The sequence below is a fragment of the Bradyrhizobium sp. SZCCHNS3016 genome (assembly GCF_032484535.1).
Classification (GTDB): domain Bacteria; phylum Pseudomonadota; class Alphaproteobacteria; order Rhizobiales; family Xanthobacteraceae; genus Bradyrhizobium.
On sequence record NZ_JAUETE010000001.1, the window covers coordinates 364,020 to 385,570 of the forward strand.

A 21,551-nucleotide genomic window follows, 5' to 3' on the forward strand; every position below is an offset into this window, starting at 1 on the left:
ATCATGTTCGACACGTCAGATCTCACCCGATTGATCTTCGGCCGGCTCACGCTGGAGTCGCTGCCGCTGCACGAGCCGATCATCATCGGCACCTTCGCGATGGTCGCGCTCGGCGGCATCGCGCTTTTCGGCGCTATCACCTATTTCCGGCTGTGGGGCTATCTGTGGAAGGAGTGGTTCACCACCGTCGACCACAAGCGCATCGGCATCATGTACATGGTGCTCGGCATCGTCATGCTGCTGCGCGGCTTCGCCGACGCGCTGATGATGCGGCTGCAGCAGGCGATCGCGTTCAACGGCTCCGAAGGCTACCTGAACTCGCACCATTATGATCAGGTGTTCACGGCGCACGGCGTGATCATGATCTTCTTCGTGGCGATGCCGCTGGTTACCGGTCTGATGAACTACGTCGTGCCGCTGCAGATCGGCGCCCGCGACGTCTCGTTTCCGTTCCTCAACAATTTCAGCTTCTGGATGACCACGTCGGGCGCCGTGCTGGTGATGTGCTCGCTGTTCGTGGGCGAGTTCGCGCGCACCGGTTGGCTGGCCTATCCGCCGCTGTCGAACCTCTCCTACAGTCCGGATGTCGGCGTCGACTACTACATCTGGGCCCTGCAGGTCGCCGGCGTCGGCACGCTGCTATCCGGCGTCAACCTGATTTGCACCATCGTCAAGATGCGTGCGCCCGGCATGACCATGATGAAGATGCCGGTCTTCACCTGGACCTCGCTGTGCACCAACGTGCTGATCGTCGCCTCCTTCCCGGTGCTGACGGCGGTGCTGGCGCTGCTGTCGCTCGACCGCTACGTCGGCACCAACTTCTTCACCAATGATTTCGGTGGCGATCCGATGATGTATGTCAACCTCATCTGGATCTGGGGCCATCCGGAGGTCTACATCCTCATCCTGCCGGCCTTCGGCATCTTCTCCGAGGTGACCTCGACCTTCTCGGGCAAGCGGCTGTTCGGCTACACCTCGATGGTCTACGCCACGGTCGTGATCACGATCCTGTCGTACCTCGTCTGGCTGCACCATTTCTTCACGATGGGCTCCGGCGCCAGCGTGAACTCCTTCTTCGGCATCACCACGATGATCATCTCGATCCCGACGGGCGCGAAGATGTTCAACTGGCTGTTCACGATGTATCGCGGCCGCATCCGCTTCGAGCTGCCGATGATGTGGACGGTCGCCTTCATGCTGACCTTCGTGATCGGCGGCATGACCGGCGTGCTGCTCGCGGTGCCGCCGGCCGACTTCGTGCTCCACAACAGTCTGTTCCTGGTCGCGCATTTCCACAACGTGATCATCGGCGGCGTGCTGTTCGGCCTGTTCGCCGGCATCGCCTACTGGTTCCCGAAGGCGTTCGGCTTCAGGCTCGACCCGTTCTGGGGCAAGATGTCGTTCTGGTTCTGGACGGTGGGCTTCTACTTCGCCTTCATGCCGCTCTACGTGCTCGGCCTGATGGGCGTGACCCGTCGGCTGCGCACCTTCGACGATCCGAGCTTGCAGATCTGGTTCGTCGTCGCCGGCATCGGTGCCTTCCTGATCCTCCTGGGTATCGCCAGCTTCCTGATCCAGATCGCGGTCAGCATCCTCAGGCGTGAGCAGCTCGCCGACGTCTCCGGCGATCCCTGGAATGCGCGCACCCTGGAGTGGGCGACGTCGTCGCCGCCGCCGGCCTACAATTTTGCCTTCACGTCTGTGGTGCACGACAATGACGCCTGGTGGGACATGAAGCGCCGCGGCTATACGCGTCCGCTCGCCGGCTTCAAGGCGATCCACATGCCGAGCAACACCGGCACCGGCGTGATCCTGGCCGGCCTGAGCACGACCATGGCGTTCGGCCTGATCTGGTACATGTGGTGGATGGCCGCCGGCAGCTTCGTCGCGCTGCTCGCGGTCGCGATCGGCCACACCTTCAACTATCACCGCAGCTTCCACATCCCGGCCGATGAGGTCGTCAGCGCCGAGCGTGCGCGCACCGAGCTGCTCGCCGCAGGAGCCAAGTCATGACCGTTGCGATGGGCACTCTGAAGGCCGGCGAACCGGTCTTCTATGTCGTTGACGAGCACGAGCATCCCGAAGGCAGCAGCACGATGCTCGGCTTCTGGATCTATCTGATGAGCGACTGTCTCATCTTTGCGATCCTGTTCGCCGTCTATGGCGTGCTCGGCGCCAAATATGCGGCAGGTCCCGCGCCGAAGGACCTGTTCGACCTGTCGCTGGTCGCGGTCAACACCTCGTTCCTGCTGCTGTCGTCGCTCACCTATGGCTTCGCGATGCTGTCGATGCAGCAGAACCGGGTCGGAGCGATGCAGGCCTGGCTCGTGGTGACCGGGCTGTTCGGCCTCGCCTTCCTCGGCATCGAACTGACCGAGTTCGCCCACATGATCCATGAGGGCGCGACGCCGCAGCGCAGCGCCTTCCTGTCGTCGTTCTTCACGCTGGTTGGAACCCACGGCCTGCACGTGACGTTCGGTCTGGTCTGGCTCGCCACCTTGATGGTGCAGGTCCGGACCCACGGCCTGATCGAGGCCAACCGCCGCCGGCTGGTCTGCCTCAGCATGTTCTGGCACTTCCTCGACGTGATCTGGATCGGTGTCTTCACCTTCGTCTACTTGATGGGAATGCTTCGATGAGCTCTGATGTCCATGCTCACGCGCACGGTTCCTCCGACGACCATGCCGGCACGCGCTCGGGCCAACTGATCGGCTTCGGCGCCTCGGTCGTCCTCACCGCCATCCCGTTCCTGCTGGTCATGACCGGCTCGCTCGACAAGCAGGCTACGGCGCTGATCATCATGGCGTTCGCGGCCGTGCAGGTCGTCGTTCACATGGTCTTCTTCCTGCACATGAACACCAAGGCCGAGGGTGGCTGGACCATGATGGCGCTGATCTTCACGATCATCATGGTGGTGATCGCGCTTAGCGGCTCGCTCTGGGTCATGCATCACCTGACCACGAACATGATGCCGGTGCACGAGATGGGCCAGACGCCGTGATGTCAGCTCCTGCCGACGGGGCAGGGGAACGCGACGAGGCCAGCCGCGGGCGATCCGTCGCGCTGCGGCTCGCGATCGGCGCGGCGTGGGTCGCCTGCGTCGCGATGCTGCTGGCGCTGGGCGTCTGGCAGATCGAGCGGCGGGCCTGGAAGCTCGACCTGATCGATCGCGTCGAGCGCCGCGTTCGTGCCGCGCCCGTGCCGGCGCCGAGCCCGGCGGATTGGCCGGCCATCGATCGCAGCGACGACGAGTACAAGCTGATAACGTTGAGCGGCCGCTTCCTCAACGACCGCGAGACGCTGGTCCAGGCGCTGACGGTCGAGGGCTCCGGCTATTGGGTGGTGACGCCGCTGCAGACCGCCGCCGGCACCGTGCTCGTCAATCGCGGCTTCGTGCCCGCGGACCGCCGTGCGCCGGCGAGCCGCAGCGCCGGGAACCCCGATGGCACGGTCGGCGTGACCGGATTGCTGCGGATCTCCGAGCCGGGCGGCGGCTTCCTGCGCCACAACGATCCCGCGGGCAATCGCTGGTATTCACGTGACGTCGTGGCGATCGCGGCGGCGCGCGGTCTGTCCGACGTCGCACCGTTCTTCGTCGATGCCTATGCGACCCCGAATCCCGGCGGGCTTCCGATCGGGGGACTCACGGTGATCTCGTTTCCGAACAACCATCTGGTTTACTCGCTGACCTGGTTTACATTGGCCCTCATGCTGGCCGGCGCCGGGCTGCAGCGGCTCCGCCGCGGGCAGAGTGAGCGCGAAGCGCCGGCGGCGCAGGATGTGGAATGGGATCAGCGGCGGCAGGACATGGGTGGATGCGGGGCGGCGTCTTGAGGGATCGAAGCTCGCCGTTCTGCCGGCGGAGATCGGACGTGGCCTCATGAGAAGCGAGGCCCCTAATCTGCCGTTCGGAGCCGTGGCCGCGATCGCCACACCCGAGATCAACGCGCCGCTGCCGACCAAGGACGCGACCAACCGCAAGAACATGGTGCTGCTGATCCAGCTGCGCTGGATCGCCGTGGTCGGTCAGATCGTCACCATCGGCTTCGTGACCACCTGGTTCGGCATTGCGCTGCCGCTGCTGCCGATGGCGGCGATCATCTGCGCGCTGGTGGCGCTCAATATCGCCAGCCATATCTGGCTGCGCACGCATGACGACGTCGGCAATCGTCACCTGCTGATCGCCCTGATGCTCGACGTCGTGGCGTTGACATCGGAGCTCTATCTCACCGGCGGCGCGTCGAATCCGTTCACGTGCCTCTATCTGCTGCAGGTCACGCTGGGGGCCGTGCTGCTCGATGCGCGCTCGTCCTGGTCGCTGGTCGCGCTGACGGTGCTCAGCTTCATCTGGCTCACCATCGAGTACCGTCCCCTGCAACTGCCGCAGCATCACGTCAGCGATGCATTCACCCTGCACATCACCGGCATGTTCGTCGGCTTCGTGCTCGACGCCGTGCTGCTCGTCGTCTTCGTCACCCGCATCAACCGGAACCTGCGCCAGCGCGACGCCAAGCTTGCCGATCTGCGCCAGCACGCTGTCGAGCAGGATCACATCATTCGCATGGGCCTGCTCGCCTCAGGCGCCGCGCATGAGCTCGGCACGCCGCTGGCGTCGATCTCGGTGATCCTGAACGATTGGCACCGCATGACCGCGATCTCTGCCGATCCGGCGCTCGCAGAGGATTTCACCGAAATGGAAGCGGCGGTGCAGCGCTGCAAGTCGATCGTCACCGACATCCTGGTCTCGGCCGGTCAGGCGCGTGGTGAAGGCTCGGCGCCGACGACGTTGAAGGCGTTCCTGACGACGCTGGTCGCCGAATGGAGCGCGGCGCGCTCGGCGCGCAATCTGATGTTCCGCAACGAGTTCGGCTCGGACCCGGCGATCGTCTCCGACGTCGCGCTCAAGCAGGCGATCGTCAACGTGCTCGACAATGCGTTCGAAGTCTCGCGCGAGTGGGTGGAGTTCGTGGCCGAACGAGATGGTGATCAGCTGCTGCTCAGCGTCAGCGATCGCGGGCCGGGCTTTGATCCGTCGATGCTGGGTCAACTCGGACGTCCCTATCAGTCGAGCAAGGGCCGCCCGGGCCGCGGCCTCGGCCTTTTCCTGGTGGTCAACGTGATCCGCAAGCTGGGCGGCAGCGTTTCGGCCTGGAACCACCGGGGACGTGGGGCGACCGTGCGGCTGTCACTGCCGTTGTCCACGCTTGTCATTGGAGGGCGCGATGGCGAATGACCTGTCCCTCTTGATCGTCGAGGACGATGACGGTTTTGCACGCACCCTGAAGCGCTCGTTCGAACGGCGCGGCTACGAGGCCGTCGTCGCCGGCTCGCTCGAGGACGTCGACGAGATCCTCAAAGAAAAGACGTTCGGCTATGCCGTCGTCGATCTCAAGCTCGGCGGCGCCTCAGGTCTCGTCTGCGTCGAGAAGCTGCATGCGCATGATCCGGAGATGCTGATCGTGGTGCTCACCGGCTTCGCGAGCATCGCGACGGCGGTCGAGGCGATCAAGCTTGGCGCCTGTCACTATCTGGCCAAGCCGTCGAACACCGACGACATCGAGGAGGCGTTCCGCAAGGCGCAGGGCAATGCGCAAGTGGCGCTGGCCGAGCGCTCCACCTCGATCAAGACCCTGGAATGGGAGCGCATCCACCAGACCCTGATCGAGACCGACTTCAACATCTCCGAAGCTGCAAGAAGGCTCGGCATGCATCGCCGGACGCTCGCGCGCAAGCTGGAGAAGCGCCCGGTGAAGTAGATCGATCCGGTTGTTGTCCGGAGGAGTGGAGCTCATTCTTTCCGACCTACTCCCTTGCCAGAGCCGTTGCCGGATCGAGCCGCGAGGCGCTGCGGGCGGGCATGTAGCCGAAGCCGATGCCGATCGCCATCGACGTGACGGCGGCGCCGACCATTGCAAGCGGCGAATAGATCAGCTGGAAGCCGACGTCGAGCGCGTTGAAGACCGTGCCGAAGCCGACCGCGAGCGCAAGGCCCAGCGCGCCGCCGAGCAGGCAGACCAGCACGGCCTCGATCAGGAACTGCATCAGGATGTCGCTGCGCCGCGCGCCGACGGCCATGCGCACGCCGATCTCGCCGACGCGCTCGGACACCGACACAAGCATGATGTTCATGACGCCGATGCCGCCGACCAGCAGCGAGATCACGGCGATGGCTGCCACCAGCAGGGTCAGCACCTGCGTCGTGCTCTCGACGGTCTTGCGGATGTCGTCGGTGTTGAGCACGAAGAAGTCCTTGGCGTTGTGCCGCTCCGTGAGCAGCGCCGTTGCGGCACGCTCGGCCGACGCCATCGGCGTCGCCTCGTCGACGCGGACGCTGATGCTGCGCAGCACCTGGTTGCCGAGGAAGCGCGCCTGCACAGTGGTGTAGGGCAGATAGACGATCGGGGTGGAGCTGGAGCCGAACCCGGCCTGCTGCTGCTTGGTGACGCCGACGACGCGGCAGGGCACCTTGCCGATCAGGACCACGCTGCCGAGCGGGCTGACGTCGGGATCGGGAAACAGCGCCTTGCGCGCATTGTCGTCGATCACGGCGTCCTGGGCATAGGAGCGCACGGTATCAGCGTCGAGATAGCTGCCTTCGGCCAGCTCGGTGTTCTTGACCCGGAAATACTGCTCACCGACGCCAGAGATCTGGGCGCTGACCTCTATCGCGCCGAACCGCAACGTGCTGGTGGTCGAGACCGTCGGCGAGATCGCATCGACATAGGGCTGCTGCGCCATGACCTTGGCATCGGCGAGCACCAGCGTCCTGATCTTGCTGGAGCGCGTGTCGCCGAAATCCTTGCCGGGAAAGAATTCCAGCGTGTTGGTGCCGAGCCGGTTGATGTCCTTCAGCACCTTGGCCTGCGACCCCTTGCCGAGCGCCAGCACCAGGACGACCGAGGCAACGCCGATGATGATGCCGAGCATGGTGAGGAACGCGCGCATCCGGTGCGCATTCATGGCGAGCAGCGCCATCCGCGCGGCCTCGCGGAAACGGTCGAGATGGCTGCGCCACCACGACACCGGCTGCGCTGCGTGGTCTTCGGTCGTTGCGGCTGGCGCGGGACCGGAAGTCTGCGGGTTGAGCCGGTCGGAGATGACGCGGCCGTCCTCGATCTCGATGATGCGCCGGGCGCGCTGCGCGACGCTCGGATCGTGCGTGACGATGATGACGGTGCGCCCGGAGGCGCTGATCTCGTCGAGGATGCGCAGCACCTCCTCGCCGCTGGCGCGGTCGAGCGCGCCGGTCGGCTCGTCGGCCAGGATCACGTCGGGATCGTTGACCAGAGCGCGGGCGATCGAGACCCGCTGCTGCTGGCCGCCCGAGAGCTGACCCGGCTTGTGGTCGGTACGGCTGCCCATGCCGAGCCGCTGCAGCAGCGCCTTGGCCTTGCGGTGGCGTGCCGCCGAGCCGAGCCCGGCATAGACCGCAGGCACCTCGGCATTGTCGGCGGCGCTGAGCTCGCCCAGCAGATGGTAGCGCTGGAAGATGAAGCCGAAATGCTCGCGCCGCAACGCCGCCAGTTCGTCCGGATCGAGCGAGCCCATCTCGCGGCCGGCGATCCGGTAGCTGCCGGATGTCGGGCGGTCGAGGCAGCCCAGAATGTTCATCAGCGTCGACTTGCCGGAGCCCGACTGGCCGATGATCGCCACCATCTCCCCGCGCGCGATCTGGAGGTCGACGCCACGCAAAGCATGGACCGTGCCTTCGCCGGACGCGTAGCGCCTCCCGACATTCTGCAGGTCGATCAGGACCTCCGTCATCACGCGCCTCCGGGCGGGGGCATCACGGTTCGCTTCGTGCCCTCCTCGGGCGCCGAGATCACGACCCGCTCGCCCTCGCGCAGGCCGGACTGCACCTCGGCCCGGATCTTGTTGTTGAGGCCGACGCGAATGGTGCGCTTCTCCAGCGTTCCTGCGCCGGTCAGCACGCGCACCGTGTAGCTGCCATCGGGATTGGCGTTGCCAAGCGCGGACGACGGAATGGTCGGGACCTTGCGGGCCTCGCCGAGCAGGATGTGGACCTCGGCCGTCATGTAGGTCATCAGCCGCCCGTCCGGATTGGCGATATCGAACACGCCATTGTAGTAGATCGCGGAGGACGTGGTGGACGAGGAGGAGCTGCTGCTCGACGTGGTCGTCGTGCTCGACGAGAAGCTCGAATCGCTCTTGATCGATTCGGGCGCCGGCTCGATCGACCCGAGCGTGCCTTCGTAGCGATGATCGGGCTCGCCCAGCACGGTGAAGTAGACGTTCTGTCCGGGCCTGACCTTGACGACATCGGCCTCGGAAATCTCCACCCGCACGGTCATCGTCTCGACCTGGCCGAGCACGACGATGGTCGGCGCCGACTGTACCGCATTCACGGTCTGGCCCTGCTGGGCCACGATCGACAGCACGGTGCCGTCGATCGGCGCCGTGATCTTTGTGTAGCCGAGACTGACACGCGCGGTCTCGATCGCGACCTCGGCCTCGGTGATCTGCGCATCGAGCTGCGCGATCTGGGCCTGGGTCTGCTTCGCGGTCGCCTCGGCGCTGTCGTAGTCGGCGCGCGACGAGGCCTTCTGCGCCAGCGTAACCTGCTGCCGCGCCAGGTTCGCCTCGGCCAGCGCCAGGGTGGCGACCTTCTCGTCACGCTGCGCCCGCACGCTCCGCAGGCTCGCCTCGTTGGTGCGCAGCGTGTTCTGCTGCGTCAGCGAGTCGATCTCGGCGATGAGGTCGCCGGCCTTGACCTTCTGGCCGAGCTTGACGTTGAGCGCGACGAGGCGCCCCGAGGCCTGGGCACCGACCGCGACGAGCTTGACCGGCTTCAGCGTGCCGGTGGCGAGCACGGTCTGCTCGATGTCGCCGGTCGTGACGGGTGCGGTGACGAGATTGGCGTTGGGATTGCTGGTCAGCCTCATGACCAGCACGATCGCGGCGGCCAGAACGACGAGCGCTCCGGCGATCAGCAGCGGCCAGCGGCGTGGCCGCTTCGGCTTCGGCGCCGGCGCGAGGCCGCCATCGACCGCGACCGGTCGGGGCATGTGGGGCAGGGGTGCGTTCATCTGATCACTTCGGAAGCACGTTTTGGAATTCAGGACGTGGATTATTTGGGGTCGACGGACTGCGCGAGATGCGGCCCGGTGCCGCTGTCGACGACCTCGGGCCGCGAGCTGTCGATCGCGCCGGTCCAACCGCCGCCCAAAGCCTTGGCCAGTGCGACGTAATTTTTTGCCAACGTCGCGCGGCTGGCGAGCAGGTTGTCCTCCGCGGTGAACTGCGAGCGCTCGGCATCGAGCACGTCGAGGAAGGTGCTGGAGCCGGTCTGGTAGAGCGAGCGCGACAGCCGCGCGGCTTCGCCATAGCGCCGGGCCGACTCGCTCAGGCTGCGGATGCGGATGCGCTCCTGGCCGAGGCCGACGATGGCGTTTTCGACGTCTTCGAGCGCGCTCAGCACCGCGCTGCGCCAAGCCACGTGGTATTCGTCACGCTGCGCCTCCGCGACTTCGACCGCGGCCTGCAGCTTGCCGCCATTGAAGATCGGCACCGAGACGCTCGGTCCGATCGACCAGCCGATCGTCGAGCTCTTGCCGAGATCGCCGAGCTTCAGCGCCGTGGTCGAGACCGTGCCGGTCAGGCTGACATCCGGGTACAGCGCGGCGGTGGCTTGGCCGATCTTCGCGGTGAACTGCGCGAGCTGCCGTTCGGCCTTGCGGACGTCGGGGCGCATGACCAGGACGTCGGCCGGGATGCCCTTCGGCAGCGGCAGGCGCGGCGATGGGATCGGCGCCGCGCGCGACAGGCGGAGATTCAGTGCCGTCGGGTCGCGGCCGAGCAGGACGCCGAGCCGATGCACGGCCTGCTGATAGCTGCTCTCATAGGTCGGGATCGTGGCTTCCGTGCTGGCGGCCAGCGCGCTCGCCTTGGCGGTGTCGACGGCCGAGGCCGAGCCGGCAGTCTGCTTGCGCTCGGTCAGCGCCGCGGTCTCGCGCTGCGAGGCGGCGGTGCGCCGCGCCAGCGCCGCCCGTGCCTGGTAGGCGCGCGCATCGATGTAGTTGGAGGCGACGTCGCCGACCAGCGTCAGCAATGTCGCGCGGAGATCGTCCTCGGTGGCGTCGACGCCGTAGGTTGCCGCCTCGACCGCGCGGCGGTTGGCGCCGAACAGATCGAGCTCCCAGCTCGAATCGAAGCCGGCCTGGTACTGGCTGTAGGTGGTAGGAGCGATCGCGATGCCGCTCGTCGAGCTGGCGGCGCTGCGGGTCTCCGTCGCCGTGCCGGTGCCGCTCACTGTGGGAAACAGCGCGCCGATGGCCTGGCGCTGCGTCGCCCGCGCCTCGCGGATGCGCGCCTTGGCGGCGGCGACGTCGAGATTGCCGCTGACGGCGTCTGCGATCAGCTGATCGAGCATGACATCGCCGAGATTGCGCCACCACTGTGCGAGCTTCAGCGCTTGCGTGGGCTTGTTACGGTCGCTGCTCCAGCTCTGGGGCATGCCGAAATCCGGCTTCACGTAGTCGGGCCCGACGGCGCAGCCGGCGAGCAGCGGTGTGGCGAGGCAGAGTGCGAGCAGGAGAGGCTTCACGGTGGCTGAGACGATCGCGGTTCGGAAGAGGGCCGCGTCGGCCGGTCTGCCATGCCGCAGGACTTCCCTGTTGATGCTTGTTTGATGCGTAAAGCCTAGGCGTGATACCAATTTCGCAGGATTAAGTCGCATGAAGAAATGTTTCCGCCTTAACAATACAGCTTACTTTCGCCACGATCGGACCTCGCTTCGGGCTGTTCTTTTGGACTCAAATCGACCATGTTCCGCGCATGATGTCGTCACACAATACCGCCGTGGCCGCAGACGCAAACATACCGGCAGCCGCGCGCATTCTCTGCGTCGAAGATGACCGGGAGATTGCGGCGCTGCTCACCGAGCTGTTGCAGGAGCACGGCTTCGCGCCGCGCTTCGTGTCCTCCGCGGCCGCGATGAACGACCTCCTGCAGCGCGAGCAGGTCGACCTCATCATGCTCGACGTGATGCTGCCGGACGACGACGGCATGAGCATCTGCCGCCGCCTTCGCCAGATCTCGACCGTGCCGATCATCATGGTGACGGCGAAGGGCGAGGACATCGACCGCATCCTAGGTCTCGAGCTCGGCGCCGACGACTATGTCGTCAAGCCGTTCAATCCGCGCGAGCTGGTGGCGCGGATCCGCGCGCTGCTGCGCCGCTCGCAATTGCATCCCGCCGTGATCGCGGCGCGGCAGGCACCGATGACTTTCGACGGCTGGCGCATCGAGCCGGCGACGCGCACGCTGTTCGATCCCGACCGCGTCAAGATCACGCTGACGAGCGCCGAGTTCGACATTCTCCTGGCGTTCTGCCGCAACGCCGGCCGGGTGCTGTCGCGCGAGCAACTGATCGAGCTGGCGCATGGCGGGCAGGCCGGGCCGGTCGAGCGCAGCATCGACGTTCACATCAGCCGCATCCGCCAGAAGATCGAGCCCGGCGCCAGGAGCTGGACCCTGATCAAGACGGTGCGCCTCGGCGGCTACGTCTTCACGCCAAGAGTCGAGACCATCGATGACGCCTGATAGCAAGCCGTGCCCGCGCCTCGGCCTCACCACGCAGATCGTGACCTTGGCGTCGCTGTCGGTGCTGTTCGGCATGGTCCTGATGATCGCGGCGGCGCTGCTGTTCCTCGATCCGCCCGACGAGCAGGAATCGCCGGCCTACGGCATCGCGCGCGTGGCCGAGGCGGTGCACTTCGTCCGCGCCGCGAACGACCCCGTGGCCGTCGACAGCAGCCTGTCGAGCCTGCGCAGCTCCGGCATCCAGGTCGAGCTGGTGCCGCTGACCTCGCTCTCGCTGCTCGCCAAGCCGGTCAGGGACGTGCCATGGACCTCGCGGCTGGCCCGCCGTCAGCTCAGCGTGCTGCGTGACATCACCTTGCTCCACGGCGTCGGCTATGGCGCGTCGCCGCCGACCCAGATCATCGTCCAGGTCGACGGCGAGCGTGCGCTGGTGTTCGACGACGTGCCACGCCTCGAATTCTGGTCGATGGTGCTGAAGCCGACGGCGGTGTTCCTCTTCCTCATCCTGATCCTGGGCGTGCTGCTGTCGATCTACGCGGCGCGGGCGATCATCCGGCCGCTGTCGGAGATGGCGCGCGCGGCGGCGGCGTTCGGCCGCTCGCCGGGAGCGCAGGAGCCGCTGAGCCGGCGCGGGCCCCGGGAGATCGCCCAGGTCGCCGAGGCGCTGAACGAGATGCAGGCGCGCATCCGCGCGCTGCTCGACGACCGCACGCGCATGCTGGCCGCGATCAGCCACGATCTGCGCACGCCGCTGACGCGGCTGCGGCTGCGCTCGGAGCGCATCGCTCAGGGCGAGATGCGCAGCGCGATGCTGCGCGACATCGACCAGGTCAGCCGCATGCTCGACGAGACGCTGGACTATCTGCGTGACGACACCAAGGCCGAGCAGCCGGCGCGGATCGAGCTGTCGAGCCTCTTGGAGACGATCTGCTGCGACTTCGCCGATGTCGGCCACGCCGTCAGCTTCGATGGACCGTCGCGGCTGGTCTGCGAGGGCCGGGCGCGGGCGCTGTCGCGCGCCGTCACCAACGTGGTCGAGAACGCGGTCAAGCATGGCAGCCAGGTCGTGGTCAGCCTGTCGACCCTGGCCGACGGCATGATCGCGATCGAGGTCGCCGATGACGGCCCGGGCATCCCTCAGGCGCTGCAGGCGCGCGCGCTGGAGCCGTTCGTCAAGCTCGACCAGGCCCGCTCCGCCGGCGGCTTCGGCCTCGGCCTGTCGATCGCGCAGGAGATCATGAAGAAGCATGACGGCGGCATCGCGCTGATGCCCAATGCCCCGCGCGGTCTGCGGGTGCGGCTGTCGCTGCCGCTGCGCATCGCGATGCCCTCGGCGATCCCCGCCAAGGTGGCGTAGCAGACGCCACGAGAAGGAAACCCCGCCGGTGCTGATCCCGGCGGGGCCTTTGCGTTTGCCGATGTCGAGGGACGGCGATCAGCTCACGCGCTTCCAGGTCTGGCCGCCGCAGAACAGGCCGCCAAAGGCGCAGCCCTGGACCCGCAGCGTGTTCGGATTCTTGAGCACCACGGTGGAGTCGTAATTGCCGCCGCCGTCCGGATCATGGATCCGGCCGACCCATTTGCTGTCCTTCGGCTTCATGTTGATCAGGATCTTCTCGCGCGTCTTCTCGGCAAAGCCGCAGATGTTGGCGCCGCACGGCTCGATCACGACGTTGCCCTTGCCGCCTTCGGTGGCCCAAAGGCCGAGCGGCGAGTTCGGATCGGCTGCCGGCGCCGGCTGAACCGCGGCAGGCGCCGCGGCGACGGTGACCGACGCGGGTGCCGGAGCAGGTTGGGGAGCAGGCGCGGTCGCCGCGACCGGTGCCGGCGGCACCGGCATCTGCCCCGTCGTGGATGGCGCGGCGGAAGCGGGCGCTGCGGGGGCTGGCGCGGCGGCGACGGGCGCTGGCGCATTCACGACCGGCGCAGCGGGCGCCGCGACGGCGGGGGCCGGAGCGCTGGCCGCAGGCGCGCTGCTCGCCGGCGCATCATCGTCGAGCTTGGACGATGTCAGCCCGCTGAGGTCGATGCCGGACACCTGCAGGCAGGACAGCGACTGGCAGTTGCGCGGCACGGTGACGCGGATCTTGTGTCCGTCGAAATTGAACGCGATCGAGCTGCCGGCCTGCGCGGCGCTGCTCGCGATCAGAACGGCCGCTGCGGCCAGAAAGACGGTCTTCATGGATGAGCTCCCTCGGGACGGCGTCGTGAACCTGAGGGACCTGTTAAACGCGGGCGCCGGCGCGATCTGTGACAGAGATCACAGCCGACGGATGCGTGTCTGACGACGACAACTCCGCGCGGGAAGGTGGGCGATGGCACGCCGCCGGCCGACAGCCGCCCGTCGATTGATCGAGGTCGGATCTCAGCGATCAGATCATCCCGACGACGATGGCGCCGACGAATGCAAACACGATACACGTGACCACCATGCTCAGCCGATCGGCAGGGCTCATGGGACGGCTCCCGTTTTCGTATCTCTCGTGCGCGTCGCTCCTGACGCAGGCGTTCCGCGGAGCGCGCGCCACACATATCCGATCGGCATCGGCAAAAAAGACAGCGCGGTTGTCGCTTCCCCGCAAATGGACTGCCTTTCACGTCACGATGGTTTGCACGCCGTAAATGGACGGCATTGACAGGTCCTTAAGCAAATTGCCGCAAACCTCTGCATATGACGCGCGGAGTTCGTTTGTATCTCGTCGGCTCCATCGTCCTTGTCTCGCTTGCGGGTTGCGGCCGTGGATTCTTCCAGGAGCGCGAGCCGTGGCGGGCCGAGGCCGAGATCGCCTGCCTGAAATCGGGCGCGGTGAAGGAGAGCGCGGATATCGTCCGCATCAATCCGATCTCCGGCCCCGGCATGTGCGGCGCCGACTATCCGCTGAAGGTGGCAGCGCTCGGCGAAGCGACCACGAGCTATGGCTTCGCCGATGAAAGCCTGCGTCCACCGGCCGCGATCGGCGGCCAGCCGCGCTGGCCGATCAACCAGCCGCCGCAACGCTACGCCCCGCCCGCGACCTATCAGCCGCAGGCCGCGCCGCAGCCGGCCTATCCCGCGTCGAGCGCGGCCTATCCGAATTCGGCATCGCCGTCCTATGGCGCTCCTCCCGGCGCGCCACTGCAGCTCGAGCCGCCGGTCGGCGAGGACGACGTCGATCAGCCGGCCGACGCGGCCTATTCGCCCTATCGCGGTCAGCCGGCCGCTCGCACCGTCGATCCGCCGCAGGAACCGCCGCCGCGGCTCGGACCGTCGCGCGATCCGGTCGGCACCGTCGGCCCGGTGGCGGTGAAGCCGACCGCGACGCTCGCCTGTCCGATCGTCTCGGCGCTGGACCGCTGGCTTGCGGAATCGGTGCAGCCGGCGGCCCAGCGCTGGTTCGGCACCAAGGTCGTCGAGATCAAGCAGATCTCGGCCTATTCCTGCCGCGGCATGAACGGCAATCCGAGCGCGCACATTTCCGAGCATGCCTTCGGCAACGCGCTCGACATTGCCGCCTTCACGCTCGCCGACGGCCGTCGCATCAGCGTCAAGGATGGCTGGATCGGCCTGCCGGAGGAGCAGGGCTTTCTGCGCGACATCCAGGGGGGCGCCTGCCAGCAGTTCACCACGGTGCTGGCGCCGGGCTCCAACGTCTATCACTACGATCACATCCATGTGGACCTGATGCGCCGCGCCAGCCGCCGCCTGATCTGCCAGCCGGCCGCGCAATCCGGCGAGGCGGTGGCGGCGCGCGCGCAGCAGCGGCGTTATGGCTATGGCCAGCGCGAACCCGACGTGACCAGCTCGATCCCCTCGCGCAAGCAGCCGCGCAGCATCGGCCAGCTGATCAACGAGGAAGACGAATTCCGGGACTATTGAGAGGAGCAAATAGGGAATAGCGAGCAGCGAATCGGGATCGGGACGATCGCCTGGTCGCCATTCGCTCGCGCCTGTGCGCGGCTGTGGATTTCTCCCGCCGTCAGCCGCGCGTGAAGGCACTCTGTCCCGCCGCGAAACGGAAACGCCGATGTCACGCGCTGAGCATTAGGAGTCCGTTGACCAGTTTTGCCGTCCGCCATTGGCCGACACTAGACCTGCCACAGTCGCCAGGAACAAGGCGCGCGGGGTTCTGGTTGCTGCCGGATTGGGAGAGGCGGAGATGGTATCGTATCGCATCAAGGCGATTGGGGCGGGCTTCGAGGTCGGCACCGCCGAGCAGGCCGTGCTGGTCTGCCGTTCGCTGAAGATCGCCCGCCGCGCCGTCGCCGACGCGCAGCGCCTGGAGCGGATGCCGCCGAAGCCGATTCCCTGGCGCACGCCGCCGCAGAGTGAGACCTCCGCTGGCGGAGCGGACGATGCCGCGCGCAGAGAGGATACCGACATCGAGGTTCTCGAAGTGTCGGATGGCCCGCCTCTGTGCTGCTGACTAACCGGCGCGGAAGCGGCAGAACTGGAACTGCTGCGTCGAGTCCCATGGCGTGCGATGCGCCTCGGTGCAACTGTCCTCCAGCGTGAAAGCAGGACCCAGCGTTGCGGCCAGGCTGTGGGCGTCGTAGCGGACGACCGGCAGTCCGCTGCACCTCTCCGGACCATCGGGCGCGAACGTGCCGATGATGACGGCCCCGCCGGGCACCACCGCCGCGCGCAGGCGGTCGACGTAGGCGGCCCGGTCCTCCGGCGCGGTGAGGAAATGGAAGGCGGCCCGGTCGTGCCAGACGTCGTAGCGCGCGTCCGGCGTCCAGATGGTGACGTCGGAGGCGATCCACGTGACCCCGGCTGCCGCCGCGCCGAGCCTGCGGCGGGCCGTCGCCAGTGCCGCATCGGAGATGTCGAGCACGGCGAGCGCGCTGTAGCCGGCCGCGAGCAGCGCATCGACCAGCCGCGAGGCGCCGCCGCCGATATCGATGATCCGCGATGTCGGCGTCGCGCCGGCCTCGCGGATCAGCCGCAGCGAGGTCGCCGGATCGTCCTGGTACCAGCTGACCTCGGTCTCGGCCTTGGTGGTGTAGACGCTCTGCCAATGGGTGGTGCGGTCGGACATGGTTTCGGTCCCGAGGAGAGGCACACATTATAGCACGCGACGGCTCGAACTCTTACCCAGGTGGTGGTGAGCTCCCCTCCCCCTTGCGGGGAGGGGGCGGGGGTGGGGGTCCCCACGCGCTGAACGAGGTGAGATCCCCACCATCTGTCGAGAACTCATGGGGTGCGTAACGCGATACGCAACGAAGCGTCGTGCCTGTCGGCGCGCTGGCTCTCATCAACGGCGGGACCCGTGAATACCAACCCCCAACCCCTCCCCGCAAGGGGAGGGGAGCGCACCGCCTGCGCGGCGATAGCGTGCGTTGAACGAGCTGCCGGAACGGTCATGCCGCTACGACGATCAAGTCCTCAAAACGTCCCCGCCACCGTCACCCGGAACGTCAGCGGCTCGATCGGGTGCAGCACGCGGTCCATCACGCCGGTCTGGCAGACCTGCGCCGGAACCGGCGTCGCGGGCGGCGACACGTAGCAGTCCTTGTAGAGCTGGTCGGTCGGCAGCAGCGAGCCGTAACCGTAGGAGATCTGGCTGGCCTTGGTGTTGAGCAGGTTCAGCACGTCGAGCTGGATGCGCCAGCCATTGGCGTCGCGGAAGCCGATGCGGCCGTTGAACACGCTGGTCGCGGTCGAGCGGAAGTAGTTGTCCTCGGTCAGTGGCGTCGATCCGAGATAGCGCCAGCGCAGGCCGCCGAACCAGCCGGTCTTCTCGCCGAGCGTGATGCCGGCCGAGGCGATCATCGACGGCGCGTTGGGGATGTAGTTGCCCGGCGCATTGCCGCGCAACACCTCGGCGGGCGCGCCGGCCGCGACGAGCTGATTATAGGCATCGGCCTGGTCGGCGTCGGCGCCGACGAAACGCGCATGCGTCATCGCCAGATCAGCATCGATGTCGATCCACGACGCCGGGCGGTAATGGTTGGTCAGCTCGAAGCCATAGCGCCGGCTCGGCCGGCTCGCCTCGGTGTTGCCGGCATCGCCGGAGAACAGGATCTCGGAATCCTGGTCGAGCATGAACACGCTCAGCGACGAGTCGAGTCCCGGAATGATGCGCGTGCGCACGCCGACCTCGGCGCCCTTGGTCCGCACCAGCAGCGGCGACGACTCGATCCGGTTGCCCGGCGCATTCGGATCGTCCGTGGTAGTCGCGCCGCGGGCGTCGTTGCTGTGCATGCCATAGCCGGCGCCAAGGAAGAATTCGGTCTTGTCGAACGGCCCGATCACCATGCGGAATTTCGGGCTGCCGAGGCTGGCTGCGGCATCGCCGGTGTTGTTGCCGTTGGTCAGCGAATACACGTGGGTCTGATAATAGTCGCCGCGATAGCCGACCGTGGTGCGCAGCCAGTCGGTCCAGCGCACGGTGTTTTCGACATAGAGCCCGACGCTGCCTTCGCCGACCTTGTCGGCGCGAACGACGCCGGTGCTGTTGGCATCGATGTCGGAGAGCAGCACCCGCTGACGCGTGTTGGTCAGCGCCAGCGCGATGTCGTCGTAGCGCGTCTGGATGCCGACGGTCGTCTCCATTGGCCAGCCGGCAAAGCTGCCGTTCAAGGTGCGCGATGCGTTGGCGCCGAGCATCAGCCGATCGTCGTGCTGGTGGAACTGGTCGCCATAGGTGGGGTTGCTGAGCGCATAGGTGAAGTTGTTGTAGAGATCGAGCTGGCTCTTCACCACATAGGCGTTGGCCTTCCAAGAGCCGGCCTCGTCTGACCCGGCGATGCGGCCGGACAGCGCGAAGCGGTTGGTCTTGCCGCCGTCGGTCGGATCGATCGCATCATAGCGGCCGAGCAGGCCGGAGGTGATGGCGCGCTCCGGCACCTGGTCGGTCGAGGTCCAGCGGTTCGCATAGGCCATGCCGGTGATCGAGAAGCCGTCGGTCGCGGTGCCCTGCGAATACCGCATCAGGCCGTTCAGCTTCTTGGCATCATCGGGCGTGGTCCACGGTCCGTCGTAGCGGCCTGCCTCGCCGGCGATCAGCAGATGGCCGTCGCCGACATGCACCGAGTCCATGCCGAAGAAGCGGCGATAGCCGAAGCTGCCCGCCGTCATCTGCGCGATCGCCTTCGGCACGCTGTCGACCAGGCCGATATGGACGCTGCCGACCGAGGCGAAGTCGCCTTCGTCGGCGAAGTAGGGCCCCTTGCGCACGTCGACACGGCCGATCGTCTCCGGCATCAGCCAGTTGAGATCGGCATAGCCCTGGCCGTGGGCATGGGTGCGCATGTTGACCGGCACGTCGTCGACATGGAGCGCGAGGTCGGTGCCGTGGTCGAGATTATAGCCCCGCAGAAAATACTGGTTGGCTTTGCCTTCACCGGAATGCTGCGTGACGATCAGGCCGGGCACTGCTTCGAGCACTTCGCCGGGCCGCGTGGCCGGGCGGGCGTTGATCTCCTCGCCGGATATCACGACCTCGCTCGCCATACCCTGCGGCCGCGCGGGGCCGGAGCCGACATTGGGCGCGCCGGACGGTGCAGCCGCCGCTGTGGCGGCCGGCATCATATGCGCAGCCGCACCGGCCGCGCCCGGCTTCGGCCGCTGCGCCGCGCGCCGGACCTGCGGCTTCGGCTTGGCCGTGCGTCGGGGGGCATCCACGTCGACCGTCGGCAACTCGGCAGGGGCCCGTTCCGGATGGGCGTTTGCCTGCTGCGCCAATGCCGCCATCAGCACGCAAACACTCGCCCCACGCCACCGCATCGTCACGCCCCTAGAGCTCGCCACAGGGCATGCATCGTCAACTGCCGCGCGCCTTCGTTGGCCCGCGACATGCTCGCTTGGATCGCCCTACTGTCGAATGTTAAAGAACGCTAAGGTGACACCGGTATGATGTCAACGTGAATACATCATACTCATGCGGTGGATAGGCGCTTGCCGCGCAGCTCAGGGAGACGGGACATGCAGCGCCTGACGATCACGATCGACGACGATCTGCTCGCCGAGGTCGACGCCTTCATGGCCCGGCGCGGCTACGACAACCGCTCGGAGGCGTTTCGCGATCTGCTGCGCAGCGGCTTAGAGACGGCTGACGGGGCGGCCGGCGACAGCCGCCACTGCATCGCGACGCTCAGCTACGTCTACGACCATGCCGCGCGCGAACTGCCGAAGCGACTCACCCAGGAGGCGCACGACCATTCCGGCCTCGCCCAGGCGACCCTGCACGTCCACATCGACCAGGAGAGCTGCCTCGAGGTCACAGTGCTCAAGGGCGAGCGCCGCGAGGTCAAGGCGTTCGCCGACCACGTCATCGCCGAACGCGGCGTCCGCCACGGCCACGTCGCGATGATGCCGGTCGATCCGGCGCATGACCACGGGCACGCGCATTCGCATAGCCACGCCCATAGTCACAGCCATTCGCATTCCCACACGACCAAGAGCGGGAAGAAGTAGAGCAGAAAGAGATTTGGCACGCTGCCGGCCAAATCCTCCAATGTCATGCCCGCCCCCGGGTCTCGCCTTTGGCGAGCCCGAGGGCAGGCTCCGGCGGGCATCCAGTACGCCGTGACGTCGCGTGTCATCACAGCCGCCGCGGAATACTGGATCGCCCGGTCGAGCCGGGCGACGACAGTTGAGGTTTTGGCGCGGAGCCTGCCCACTCTCTGTCAATGCGAGGCGCTCTTGCGCCGAAGCAATCCAGACTCTTCCCGCGCCCCTGATTGCTTCGCTTGTGTTGGCGACAGGGTAGGGTGGGCAAAGGCGCGCCCCGATGCCGCTGATCATACGTGATGCGTCGCGCGCGGTGCCCACCATTCCGCTTTCTCGTGCGCGGAGCGATGGTGGGCACGCGACCGACCTGCAGGCGGCTACTTTGCCCACCCTACGACTGATGTTTCCGACACCCATCAGATGGCCCGCACGGCTGCGCGTGACATCGTCGGGGCTGCGTCGAGCAACTGCTCCGAGCGCTCCCAGAGCCGGCGGGCCAGCGCCCCGTCATGCGCCTGCGGATGCCGTCGGCGAAACACCTAGCGCCTGGTCCGACCGGGACAATGGCAGATAGCGTCAATCCTAGATTCACCATCGGCCACGTGCGGATGCGGCGCGGACGATTTTGCCGGGCCGAGAGATGATAAAGGCGCTACGGTTGTGACCATGAGCAGCGGCATCCCGACAGGCAAGACTTACCTTGGATTCTGTCTACTATGGACCGGTGTGATCTGCGTCGGTGGGCCGCTCTGCTTTGCGACTCTAGCGGCTGGTCACGTGATTTCTGGCGTCACTGCAATTCTGCTCGCTGGTTATGCGTTTTTCCGACACAGCAGATCGATTGGCCGACGTGCCAAGCGAGCAATTCGTCGACCCTCGTCGGAGCTGAGGCGCATTTTGGACCAGCAGCGAGACGTTGTTGGCGACGACAGTTCTCGTTAAGCAGCGGCTTAGTCAACAGTCTCAGCAATTGGCCCGTTGCAGACCTTGCCACTACCAACTCGAGAGGGCATGAGTTACGAGTCGCGCGTTCGGAGGACGAAGGACTATGACTGAACGGCATGAAGTACCTTGGGAAGGTCAGTGCACCGATGCCGCCTATCAGTTCGGTCTGCAGTGCGCAAAGTTGGTCGCCGGAAAGCCTCACAACGTGACCGCGCCGTTAGATTTCATCATCAACTGCTTTATGACTGAGCTTTGGGACAGGAACTTCGGCCAAAGCGAAATCAGGGCAGCTTTCGAAGGGGCAATCTCCGATCTGCCGCGCTACGCTGCGGGGGAGGAGCGGCGCAGTTCAACATCGGCCGAATTGGCCACGGCTGATTGGCGAATGACAGAAAGCCCATGATCGGCGCAAAAGTCCGGATCTGGCCCTTCTCGGACTTTAGGCTCCGGCCGGCTGTCCAGTTCAGGCAGGTGCATCGGTTTTGGAAGGGTGGGCAGCGCCGTTGCATCGTCACCCGCGGCTGCAGCGGAGCAAGGCGCCGTTTGTCCACCCTGCGCGCCTTGCATCGTCCACGTCATTGCAAGGCGCCCTTGCGCCGACGTGTCCGCC

The 21,551-nt window shown here is 66.5% G+C and carries 18 protein-coding genes; 12 read left to right on the forward strand and 6 right to left on the reverse strand.

Features of this window, described 5'->3' with window-relative positions; genetic code table 11:
- Positions 1-3: 3 nt before the first annotated feature.
- Genes cyoB through QW881_RS01755 form a run of 6 tightly spaced genes read left to right on the forward strand, consistent with a single transcriptional unit; the run spans position 4 to position 5,756 of the window.
- Positions 4-2,013 (forward strand): cytochrome o ubiquinol oxidase subunit I, encoded by a 2,010-nt coding sequence (cyoB, locus tag QW881_RS01730; protein ID WP_316158055.1) that lies wholly within the window; start codon positions 4-6, stop codon positions 2,011-2,013.
- Positions 2,010-2,639, forward strand: coding sequence for a cytochrome o ubiquinol oxidase subunit III (gene cyoC / locus QW881_RS01735; protein WP_315755030.1), 630 nt, complete (start codon positions 2,010-2,012; stop codon positions 2,637-2,639). Before cyoB ends, cyoC begins: the two co-directional genes overlap by 4 nt.
- Positions 2,636-3,001 (forward strand): cytochrome o ubiquinol oxidase subunit IV, encoded by a 366-nt coding sequence (gene cyoD / locus QW881_RS01740; RefSeq protein ID WP_315755034.1) that lies wholly within the window; start codon positions 2,636-2,638, stop codon positions 2,999-3,001. The genes cyoC and cyoD overlap by 4 nt, the downstream gene beginning before the upstream one ends.
- Positions 3,001-3,834: an SURF1 family protein gene (locus QW881_RS01745; protein ID WP_315755037.1), complete on the forward strand. Its 834-nt coding sequence runs from the start codon at positions 3,001-3,003 to the stop codon at positions 3,832-3,834. Before cyoD ends, QW881_RS01745 begins: the two co-directional genes overlap by 1 nt.
- A 46-nt stretch (positions 3,835-3,880) precedes the next feature.
- On the forward strand, positions 3,881-5,233 hold the full coding sequence (locus QW881_RS01750; protein ID WP_315755039.1) for an ATP-binding protein: 1,353 nt from the start codon (positions 3,881-3,883) through the stop codon (positions 5,231-5,233).
- Positions 5,223-5,756: a response regulator transcription factor gene (locus tag QW881_RS01755; protein ID WP_315713466.1), complete on the forward strand. Its 534-nt coding sequence runs from the start codon at positions 5,223-5,225 to the stop codon at positions 5,754-5,756. Before QW881_RS01750 ends, QW881_RS01755 begins: the two co-directional genes overlap by 11 nt.
- A gap of 46 nt (positions 5,757-5,802) precedes the next feature.
- Here QW881_RS01755 and QW881_RS01760 read toward each other — a convergent pair whose 3' ends face one another.
- The 3 genes from QW881_RS01760 to QW881_RS01770 are packed head-to-tail and all read right to left on the reverse strand — an operon-like array spanning position 5,803 to position 10,564.
- Positions 5,803-7,764: a MacB family efflux pump subunit gene (locus tag QW881_RS01760; protein ID WP_315755041.1), complete on the reverse strand. Its 1,962-nt coding sequence runs from the start codon at positions 7,762-7,764 to the stop codon at positions 5,803-5,805.
- Positions 7,764-9,047, reverse strand: a complete 1,284-nt coding sequence (locus tag QW881_RS01765) for an efflux RND transporter periplasmic adaptor subunit (RefSeq protein WP_316158054.1) — start codon at positions 9,045-9,047, stop codon at positions 7,764-7,766. The genes QW881_RS01760 and QW881_RS01765 overlap by 1 nt, the downstream gene beginning before the upstream one ends.
- 41 nt (positions 9,048-9,088) lie before the next feature.
- Entirely contained in the window at positions 9,089-10,564 is a 1,476-nt protein-coding gene (locus QW881_RS01770) for an efflux transporter outer membrane subunit (protein WP_316158053.1), read from the reverse strand.
- Positions 10,565-10,794: 230 nt separating this feature from the next.
- Between QW881_RS01770 and QW881_RS01775 the strand changes: the two genes are divergently transcribed.
- A complete protein-coding gene (locus QW881_RS01775; RefSeq protein WP_315736751.1) occupies positions 10,795-11,562 on the forward strand; it encodes a response regulator in 768 nt (255 codons plus the stop codon).
- A complete protein-coding gene (locus QW881_RS01780; protein WP_315755047.1) occupies positions 11,552-12,919 on the forward strand; it encodes an ATP-binding protein in 1,368 nt (455 codons plus the stop codon). Before QW881_RS01775 ends, QW881_RS01780 begins: the two co-directional genes overlap by 11 nt.
- Positions 12,920-12,997: 78 nt before the next feature.
- On the opposite strand, the gene QW881_RS01785 is transcribed toward QW881_RS01780, so the two are convergent.
- Entirely contained in the window at positions 12,998-13,744 is a 747-nt protein-coding gene (locus QW881_RS01785) for a DUF2147 domain-containing protein (protein ID WP_315755049.1), read from the reverse strand.
- 489 nt (positions 13,745-14,233) lie between these two features.
- Between QW881_RS01785 and QW881_RS01790 the strand changes: the two genes are divergently transcribed.
- Positions 14,234-15,418 (forward strand): extensin family protein, encoded by a 1,185-nt coding sequence (locus QW881_RS01790; RefSeq protein ID WP_315755051.1) that lies wholly within the window; start codon positions 14,234-14,236, stop codon positions 15,416-15,418.
- A gap of 280 nt (positions 15,419-15,698) precedes the next feature.
- Entirely contained in the window at positions 15,699-15,965 is a 267-nt protein-coding gene (locus tag QW881_RS01795; RefSeq protein WP_315755053.1) for a hypothetical protein, read from the forward strand.
- On the opposite strand, the gene QW881_RS01800 is transcribed toward QW881_RS01795, so the two are convergent.
- Together QW881_RS01800 and QW881_RS01805 are read right to left on the reverse strand one after the other, a co-directional pair.
- A complete protein-coding gene (locus tag QW881_RS01800) occupies positions 15,966-16,580 on the reverse strand; it encodes a class I SAM-dependent methyltransferase (protein WP_315755055.1) in 615 nt (204 codons plus the stop codon).
- A gap of 347 nt (positions 16,581-16,927) precedes the next feature.
- Entirely contained in the window at positions 16,928-19,270 is a 2,343-nt protein-coding gene (locus tag QW881_RS01805) for a TonB-dependent receptor (protein WP_315755057.1), read from the reverse strand.
- Between the two features lie 198 nt (positions 19,271-19,468).
- Between QW881_RS01805 and nikR the strand changes: the two genes are divergently transcribed.
- Entirely contained in the window at positions 19,469-19,960 is a 492-nt protein-coding gene (gene nikR, locus QW881_RS01810) for a nickel-responsive transcriptional regulator NikR (RefSeq protein WP_315755059.1), read from the forward strand.
- Positions 19,961-21,044: 1,084 nt separating this feature from the next.
- Positions 21,045-21,344: a hypothetical protein gene (locus QW881_RS01815; RefSeq protein WP_315755061.1), complete on the forward strand. Its 300-nt coding sequence runs from the start codon at positions 21,045-21,047 to the stop codon at positions 21,342-21,344.
- Positions 21,345-21,551 lie beyond the last annotated feature (207 nt).